Raw genomic sequence first — 8,345 nt, forward strand, 5'->3', positions numbered from 1 at the left:
AAGTCGATTGGTTTTCGGGTCGCCGAATGGTATACTGGAGACCTCTTTGCAGAGGTCTTACTTGGCGCCCGTGAACCGGGAATGTGACCGGGATCACATACGCCCAGAGCCATATTTGGCAGAAGCGACTTTGTCGCTCACGTAATTGAGCATGCACAGACATCAACAACACGCCCATCGGGGCGGAGGGCCGATCCATGAAAGCGTTCGCCGTCTTGTTGACGGGATTCATTCTTGCCGCCCTGGCCGCCTTTGGCGTCCAGGCTGCCGCACCCGATGCCAAGCGTGTCGCGCTGGTCATCGGCAACAGCAAATATGTCAATGCCGTTGCGTTGCCCAATCCGGCGAACGATGCTCGCCTCATTGCCTCCACGCTGCGCAACGCCGGCTTCGAGGTCATCGAAGGTATCGACCAGGACAATGCCGGCATGCACAGCCTGATCGGCAAATTCACCGAGGGTGCCTACAATGCGGACCTCGCCGTTATTTTCTACGCCGGTCATGGCATGCAGGTTGATGGCAAGAATTATCTCATCCCGGTCGATGCCGAGCTGACGTCTCCAGCCTACCTCAAGACCCGTACCGTCCAGATTGATGAGTTCATGGCGGCGTTGCCGGCCGATCCCGCGGTCGGCATCATCATCCTCGATGCATGCCGCGACAATCCGCTGGCACGCACGCTGGCCGCCGCATTGCCGAAAAGCCGCTCGCTGGGCGCTGGCCTTGCTCCGGTCGATGCAAAGGCCGACGGTGCCGGCACCGGGGGCGTGCTGATTGCTTATGCAACGGATCCCGGTGCCATCGCTTTCGATGGCAACGGTGTCGACAGCCCCTATTCGCTGGCCCTCGCCAAGCACCTGACCCAACCCGGCGTCGAAATTCAGAGCGCACTGACACGCGTTCGTGGTGAGGTTACGGAAACGACACAAGGCCGGCAGCGGCCGTGGCATAATGCGTCGCTGGGACGCGAAGTATTCTTGGGCAAGCCCATCGCGCAGGCGGCCGCACAAACAACCGAGCCTGTGGCTGACCCAGCCAAGACGATGGCCGCCACTACAGCCGTCGGCGTACCACCATCCTGGGAAGTCGAGCAGCGCCTTTGGGATGAGGCGTCGAAGAAGAATGCCGTCCCGTTCTACGAAGCTTATCTCGAACAGTTTCCAAACGGCCGCTTCGCCACGGTCGCAAAGCTCAACATCGATCAGTTGCAGGACCCGAAGGCCCGCGACAAGCAGATGGCCTCGCTGGACGCCAACGCAGCAAACAGCAATCCGGGTTCAGCCGTGCGCACCACGATCGGCATCACCGATGAGATGAAGCGGACGCCTGGCACCGAGGAGACTGAGAGCGCGATCGGGCTAGATCGCAACGGCCGCATTGATCTGCAATTGCGCATGGAGGCGTTGGGCAACGAGCTCGGTCGCGCCGACGGTAACCTTGGCCCGAAGACGCGCCAGGCGATCGGCGTCTGGCAGGGAAAGAACGGTCTGCCGCAGACCACGTATCTGACGCGCGAGCAACTGGCATTCCTGGCGATCCAGACCGACCCGATATTGGATAGGTTACGCGCCAAGAACACTGCCGATCAAGCACGTGCGGCGCCACCCAAAAAGCAGGTCGTACAGAAGACTCGCACGCTTAAACCAGTTGCAAGGCAAAAGCCGCGCAAGAAGCCGCAAATTGTCCAACGGAGGCGCGATAACGACAACGACATCGAGTTCCGCGATGCACCGCCTCCGAGAGACGACAGTGACTTCCTATCCAAAGCAGTAATCTTCGGCACCGGAGTAATTGTGGGCGGCGCGCTCAAGGACTGATCTTTGGACGATCAGCAGCTCCCGCTTTGCGATAAAAGCGCCACCTCTCGCCGTGAGGGGGCCGACAGGGGCTACTCGGTCCTGATCCGCATTTCCACGCGGCGATTGACCGGATCGTAGGGATTGGCGACGCGCGGGTGTGACTTGCCCAAGCCGATCGCTTTCAGACGTGCCGGCTCAACGCCGTTTGCTGTCAGGAAAGCCGCGACCGACTGGGCTCTTCGCTGCGAAAGATCCTGATTGTAGCGATCAGTGCCGGTCGCATCGGTATGTCCTTCCACGACAAAACTGAATGTCCTCAGTCGGTCGTCGCCCAGCGCCTTGGCGAACTCATCGAGTTCACTGCGCGCAATCTGATCGAGTTGAGCCGAATCCAGGGCAAAATTGATCATCATATCAAGGCCTGCCTTTGGCGGCGTCGTGCCGGTCTTTTGGCCCTTGCTCTTGCATTCCTCCTCGGTCCCGACGCAGATCCCACGTGAGATACCAAGGCTGCCTTGCCCGGTAAAAAACTTGATGATGTCTTCCGATTTTCGAAGCGGATCAGCGGAAACATGCGTCGAAAACAACAAGGCCGCTAATACCGAGGCTGAGCTGCCCCACCGCATAACCATCTCTCCTGCCTGAGCGGATTTCGCTGGCGCGAAACATATCAAATCCGACGGCAATTGTCTGTGAGCAACCTCACGCAGCTGACGACCACGATCTGCTATAGCTGAAGCTTGACCAGCGCTTAGCTGCAGGCTTGAGTGTTATGCTGCTCCTGCTTGAGGGGGTGTTAGCCATGGCCAATGAACTTGGGTACAGATCTGCACGGGATCTTTTCCTCGCCTGCCCCGCCATCGCCCGGGACATGAAGTCGCCCGCTACCGAACGGCCTCCGCTCGAGTTTTGCCGCGCCTTGCTCGTGGGACGCATTCCCGAAGAAGCGATCACGTTTTGTGCCTATCTCTTGCCCGAGCGGGCAGCAATCTGGTGGGGTCATGAATGTCTGCGCAACCTCGCGGAACTCCTTACCGGTGAGGATGTCCAATTGCTGGGGATCATTCACGACTGGGTTGCAGAGCCCGACAACCCGCGTCACCGGGCGGCCTTGAGTGACGTAGTCGATGTTTCGCCGATGACCCCGGCTGCGTGGATTGCTCTTGCAGCAACATGGCGAGACCCAGCCTTCAATATGGCGTCGACCGGATTTCCCGCAGCTCACGCCGTCAACGCCGGAATTCTGGCGGGGCTGGCAAGCGTCTCATTGGTGGATCGCTTTGCCGTGCTTTCGGCCTTGGTCGAAATGGGCATTCAGATCGTGGAGATGGAAGCGCAATCGGCCGATGCCTCCCATTGGTCGAGACGGGTATCTTCAGCCTAGTTCCAACATCATTGGCAGCCGCTTTGCGCCCATCGGGCCAACGCCACTTTGAAGCGTGTCCCAAGCGGGTGCTGTAGGCGCAGGACAGAGACGTCGTTCGTGATGAAGACCTTCGCCTGCTCGCAAAGCCGGGCTTCGTTCCATTGATGGCAGCCGTCGCAATGCTTGCCCTGCCACACCGACTTGTCGAGCCCTTCGACCGGGCTGAAGAGCGGCTCGCTCTTGATCAATTGGGCAATGCTCTTGCCGTCGATTGCAGGATCACCAAATTTGATCGGGCGCTCGAAGAAGATCGGTTCATCCGTTGCCAGTTTCGGGATTTTTTCACGCAGGACATCGAGCGCAAGCTGATCGCCATTCTGGCCGATCGACACGCCCGTATTACGCGTCCCGGAATTGGCTTCCTCTTGCGGCGCGCTCACTTCCCCGACAATCAGCGGCGCACTGAGGTCGACTTTGTGCAGCACGACCTCAGTGGTCAACGAAACATTGATCCACGGCCGTTGCTTGCCATTGGTCGCTTTGAAGACATCGCTCGTTACCCTGTTCACGGATTCGGTGATGGGGATGTTGGTTTCGCCGATATGTTGCAGCAACGCCTTGGTGAATGGCGAGTGATCACCCGATCCATCGTAGGCTAGCTGGTTTGGACTGGCGGCGAAGGCAACCAGCGTGCCTACGCCGCCATTCTCGATCGGAATCTCGGCAAGGCCGCTGCTCGCGCCTTTGACGCCGGCGGTCGTTGCCAGGACATCGGCAAGCGGATTGTCCCGACAGGCGTCGAGAAATACCAGCCTTATACTGGTTTCGCGCGACATCTGGCGCAGGACGAAATCGATCGATACGGCTTCGAAATCGAGCGACGTCTCGTCCTCAAGCGCGGCATCGACCGGAAGCAGGTAATTCTTGCCTGACACTTGCAGTCCGTGACCGGCATAGAAAAAAAGTGCGATATCGGCACCACGTACCTGCTTGGCGAACTGGGCGACTGTGGACTGCGTCTGCTGCTTTGTTAGATCGAAGCCGGAAACGACCTCGAAGCCAAGCGTCTGCAACCGCTCACCCATGGCCTGAGCGTCACGTACCGGGTTTGGCAGCGCTACCGCATGCTGGTACTGCGAGTTGCCGAGCACCAGCGCGACGCGCCGCTCGGCATTGGCGATAGTTATGCTCAGGAGCAGGGCGATCACTGTCAACCCAGCGAAACGAAATATGGCACGGTAAGGGGTGTCGACAGCGGAGCCCACGACTACCTCAGTTGGCGAGCTTGCTGGTGGAGAACTCGATCCGCCGGTTAAGCGCCTTGTTCTTGGGCGTATCATTGGCGGCAACAGGCCGTTCCTCGCCATAGCCCGCTGCACTGATCTGATCGCGCGGTACGCCATCGACCACCAACGCATCCATTACCGCCTGCGCCCGCCGCTCTGACAGCAGTTTATTTGCTTCCGACGATCCGTCGGAATCGGTATAGCCGGACACTTGCACCTTGAGGGTCGGGCATTTGCCGACAACACCTTCGACCTCGGTCAACAGCGGACGGCTTTTGGCATCGAGCCTGGCGCTCGCAGGGCGGAAGTAGATCGCGCCGGTGCGAGAGAGCACGGCAAATCTGTTCTGACATTCCTCATCACTGAAATTGGCCTTGGCGGCATCGGTGGAGATCGGCCCAATTGCGCCTGCCGAGACTGTCTGGATCGTGGCCGGTTTGCTGCCCTCCACGGCAAAGACGAAATCGAAAGAAACCGACGCGGTAGGCACGATGTTAGTCACATTGGCTGCCTCCTGCAGCTTGGCGATGTTCGGGAGCAAACCATAATCTTCGACGCGGACCGCAACCGGCGCTTCTGAGGCCACGGAGACCTGCGTATCGTTGATCATGGTGACAATGACACTCGCCTCCAATTCCTTTTCGACCCCATGGAGACTGAGGCGGAACGGCAAGACAGTCTTGACCCTGCGTTTGGTTGCAAGATCAGCGAATGCGGCAGGATTCACCTTCGCCGTCACTTCCGCCGTAGGGTAGGTAAATGTCTCGAAGAACAAGAAGCGCATGCGGACATTGCGAAGGTCGACGCCGGTATCGACCGAATTGAGGTCGAAGATGATCTTGGCATCCCCAGTCGAACTCAGCGTTCCAGAGATGTTCCTGATCTTGTTGGTTTCGACGATCGTGTTCTTCTTAACCGACTGGTAAGTGAGCACCGAAGCGGACGGATCGAGCGTCCAGTTGGACTCGGCGCTCGCGGTCTGCGGCCCGACCATCAGCAAGCCAAGAAGCACGAGCGCGATCTTGCCAAGCGATTGGGACGTAGCCCTCGCCTCGCGCCAGAACGCAACGGCTTCAAACATGGAACGCCCCACCCAGGACAACCAGTTCTTACATGCAAGATTATAGATCACTTGTGTTTGCTTGGCGAGCAAATCCGGCACGCTGTGAAATCCCGCCGCGCATCTGGTAAGGCTCCGGGACGGAGCTGACATTGCGCGGATCACGGTGGCATCAAGGATGCGATATTGCGGCATAGCAAATCCTCCGCTGCGCTCATTCGGCTTATTGCAGGAAGCAGCTTGCGGCGCGGAAGTCTGTTAAAGATTTCACAGTCTGACGGGATGGCGTTCGTCCTCACAAAGTCTGCCGTCCGAAAATCGAGGGAGTTGTCTCGCTGCTCAATCGCGCTTGCGAATAGCGCCTCATCCGGTCTGGGGGCCGACGGTAACGGTCCCCCGCTTCCATTTCACTCCCCAGATTCGCCACGAGGCTCTGAACCTCGATGGTCTGAATGCTCAAGCGCCTCCACATGCCCTTCAGATGATGCAGCAGCCCGTTTGGCGTTCTGTGGAGCGACGATAGCGCCGTCGGGCATCGAATAGCTGCTTTGGACAGCGTCGTGCGAGTTCGAATTTGGCTGACGCTCTAGCCGCGCCCATAGGCTATTTTCGTACTCCCGCGCTCTCTACTCCTCGCAAATCTACGATGCCACGCGCGGATCGGCGTCTTTCGGCACCGAAAGCCGCCGGCGATTTTGGTTGTTGTTGCGGCAAAGCCATGAATTCTTGGGCCTATGGCCCACGATGCACGCAAATTGAATGCCGTGTCCGAGCGCAACGACTTTGTCGAAGCGATGCATCCGAAGGTGCCAGATCTTACCTTCAATGCTCGCGGCAATCCTGACCCACGCCTTGTTCGTCTCGCCAGACTCCTAGGCAAACAGCTTGCTCGACAGAATTTCGAGGCGCAAACTGCGAAACAGGAGTTGGAGGGCTCGTAAGGCAGGGAGACTGTTTTGAAGGTTGCACTTTACGCGCGTTACTCTTCCGACAATCAGCGAGACGCTTCGATCGCCGATCAGTTGCGCATGTGTCGGTTACATGCCGAGAAACAAGGGTGGCAGATCGTCGAAGAATATACAGATCATGCAATTTCCGGCGCCTCGCTCCTGCGCCCTGGCATCCAGGCCTTGATCTCTGACGGAACGCGCGGGCGATACAATCTCATCCTCGCCGAAGCAATGGATCGTCTATCGCGCGATCAAGAGGACATTGCCGGCATCTTCAAACGCATGACGTACGCGGACGTAAAGATCTTTACCTTGTCCGAGGGGGAAGTCACCCATCTGCATGTCGGCCTCAAAGGCACAATGAATGCTTTGTTCCTGAAAGACCTCGCTGACAAGACGCGGCGTGGTCAGCGCGGGCGTATCGAGGCAGGCAAATCGGGAGGCGGGAACTCTTACGGCTACGATGTTGTCAAGAAGCTTGACAGCAATGGCGAACCAATCCGCGGTGACCGCTCCATCAACGAGATGGAAGCCGAGGTGGTCCGTCGAATTTTTCGCGACTATTCCCTCGGCAAGTCTTCGAAGGCAATCGCGACCGCGCTGAATAAGGAAGGCATTCCCTCTCCGTCCGGCGGCGCTTGGGGCTTCAGCACCATCAGCGGCAATCCGAAACGCGCGAACGGTATCCTCAACAACGAGTTGTACGTCGGCAAGCTCGTGTGGAACCGACAGCGTTTCATCAAGGATCCGGACACTGGGAAACGCCAAGCAAGACCGAACCCAGAATCTGAATGGGTAATACAGGAGACACCCGAATTACGCATCGTGGATGATGACCTCTGGAAGGAGGTGAAGGCGCGCCAAGCCAAGAACGCTATCGGCCGCGACGATGTGGGCAACACCAATTTCGCTACGGCGACTTACCGCCGACGTCCCAAATACCTGTTCTCCGGCTTGCTGAAATGCGGATGTTGCGACGGCGGCTATTCAATGGTCTCAGGCACCCATTTAGGCTGTTCGACCTCGCGCAACAAAGGCACTTGTTTCAATCGCGTAAACATCCGACGCGACGAGCTTGAGACCCGTGTAATCAATGCACTCCGCAGCCGCATGCTCGATCCACGGCTCTTCGCCGAATTCTGTAGCGCTTACACTCAGGAGACAAATCGGCTGCGCATGGCCAGCCGGGCAAGTATTGCAGCGGCCGAGCATGAGCTAGAACGGATTGCCCGCGAAGTCGAAAAATTAATGGACCTCTATCTAAAGGATGCCTTGTCCATCGACGATGTAAAGGATCGAGGAGATCGGCTTCGAGCGCGTAAGGCTGAGCTAACACTCTTGCTAAAGACGGCGACTGAGCCCCCTCCGCTACTACACCCTGCAATGGCTGAGCAGTACCGGATACGGGTACAAAACCTTTACGAAGCGCTGCAGCATGATTCCGAGGGAAAACGGATGGAAGCCGCGGAGATCATCCGCTCATTGGTCGATAGCATCATCTTGAGGCCCGAACACGGCGAGGTCGCGATCGAGGTCCGGGGCGATCTTGCTGGAATCCTTACGCTTTCGGTCAACACGAAAAACCCCGCCGATATGGCGGGGTCATCGCAAGTAAAGGTGGTTGCGGGAGTAGGATTTGAACCTACGACCTTCAGGTTATGAGCCTGACGAGCTACCGGGCTGCTCCATCCCGCGTCAACCATATAAAGATAAGCATTCGCTTACCGAAATTCCACCTGCCAAATGAAAAGGCCGCTTTCGCGGCCCGAGGTCCCGTTTGGCGGGCCTAAAGACAAGAATAAAGAGAAGTTACGTGCGTTTGGCAGACCTGGCAGCGACCTACTCTCCCGCGTCTTGAGACGAAGTACCATTGGCGCTGGAGCG

Annotated in this window: 6 protein-coding genes and 1 tRNA gene; 3 read left to right on the forward strand and 4 right to left on the reverse strand. The window is 58.0% G+C overall.

What is annotated here, in order from left to right; translation table 11 throughout:
- Positions 1–197 precede the first annotated feature (197 nt).
- The gene (locus tag ACFWXH_RS26515; RefSeq protein ID WP_379124395.1) at positions 198–1,817 is read left to right on the forward strand and encodes a caspase family protein; all 1,620 of its coding nucleotides are present in this window, start codon (positions 198–200) and stop codon (positions 1,815–1,817) included.
- A 71-nt stretch (positions 1,818–1,888) separates the two neighbouring features.
- On the opposite strand, the gene ACFWXH_RS26520 is transcribed toward ACFWXH_RS26515, so the two are convergent.
- Entirely contained in the window at positions 1,889–2,425 is a 537-nt protein-coding gene (locus tag ACFWXH_RS26520; protein ID WP_379124397.1) for an OmpA family protein, read from the reverse strand.
- Positions 2,426–2,601: 176 nt separating this feature from the next.
- Between ACFWXH_RS26520 and ACFWXH_RS26525 the strand changes: the two genes are divergently transcribed.
- A complete protein-coding gene (locus ACFWXH_RS26525; protein WP_379124398.1) occupies positions 2,602–3,183 on the forward strand; it encodes a DUF6931 family protein in 582 nt (193 codons plus the stop codon).
- 8 nt (positions 3,184–3,191) lie between these two features.
- Here ACFWXH_RS26525 and ACFWXH_RS26530 read toward each other — a convergent pair whose 3' ends face one another.
- Together ACFWXH_RS26530 and ACFWXH_RS26535 are read right to left on the reverse strand one after the other, a co-directional pair.
- On the reverse strand, positions 3,192–4,373 hold the full coding sequence (locus ACFWXH_RS26530; RefSeq protein ID WP_379124399.1) for a caspase domain-containing protein: 1,182 nt from the start codon (positions 4,371–4,373) through the stop codon (positions 3,192–3,194).
- 64 nt (positions 4,374–4,437) lie between these two features.
- A complete protein-coding gene (locus ACFWXH_RS26535) occupies positions 4,438–5,706 on the reverse strand; it encodes an OmpA family protein (protein WP_379124400.1) in 1,269 nt (422 codons plus the stop codon).
- An 827-nt stretch (positions 5,707–6,533) separates the two neighbouring features.
- Between ACFWXH_RS26535 and ACFWXH_RS26540 the strand changes: the two genes are divergently transcribed.
- Positions 6,534–8,123, forward strand: a complete 1,590-nt coding sequence (locus tag ACFWXH_RS26540) for a recombinase family protein (RefSeq protein WP_379124432.1) — start codon at positions 6,534–6,536, stop codon at positions 8,121–8,123.
- Here ACFWXH_RS26540 and ACFWXH_RS26545 read toward each other — a convergent pair.
- Positions 8,080–8,156: transfer RNA gene (locus ACFWXH_RS26545), tRNA-Met, on the reverse strand. The genes ACFWXH_RS26540 and ACFWXH_RS26545 overlap by 44 nt on opposite strands.
- Positions 8,157–8,345: the final 189 nt, after the last annotated feature.

This window comes from Mesorhizobium sp. NPDC059054, assembly GCF_042739215.1.
Classification (GTDB): Bacteria; Pseudomonadota; Alphaproteobacteria; order Rhizobiales; family Rhizobiaceae; genus Mesorhizobium.